The sequence below is a fragment of the Flavobacterium cupreum genome (genome assembly GCF_003996965.1).
Taxonomy (GTDB): domain Bacteria; phylum Bacteroidota; class Bacteroidia; order Flavobacteriales; family Flavobacteriaceae; genus Flavobacterium; species Flavobacterium cupreum.
Genome location: NZ_QWDM01000140.1, coordinates 1 through 342, shown reverse-complemented (window position 1 = coordinate 342; position 342 = coordinate 1). Strand labels below are relative to the sequence as shown.

At 56.7% G+C, this 342-nt stretch carries 1 protein-coding gene; it reads left to right on the top strand.

Annotated elements, in window-relative coordinates; genetic code table 11:
* Nucleotides 1–142: 142 nt before the first annotated feature.
* A partial coding sequence (locus D0817_RS25105; RefSeq protein WP_368773386.1) for a class I SAM-dependent methyltransferase occupies nt 143–342 on the top strand: 200 nt, incomplete at its 3' end.

The window sequence follows — 342 nt, the reverse complement described above, 5'->3', positions numbered from 1 at the left end:
GTTTTTCATTTTTTTGATCTCCTTTTCAGAATGGGTTGGCTTGCGAAGGGTGCCAATGGTAGAGCAATTTTGCCGCATCGACAAGTAGATTCACAATTACAATACATGGCGTAGCTCAACAGCAATAACCAACAAGCGCCCGATGACGCATATCCCCCACTACGAACAGAACGCGCAAGAACTCGTCGACCGCTACGAGTCCCTGTCTTTTGAGCATGTGCACGCGGACCTGCTCGATTTGCTGCCCGCGCCGGGCGCGACCATTCTCGACGTGGGCGCCGGTTCCGGCCGCGATGCCGCCTGGTTTGCCGCGCGCGGCTACGACGTCGTCGCGGTCGAACC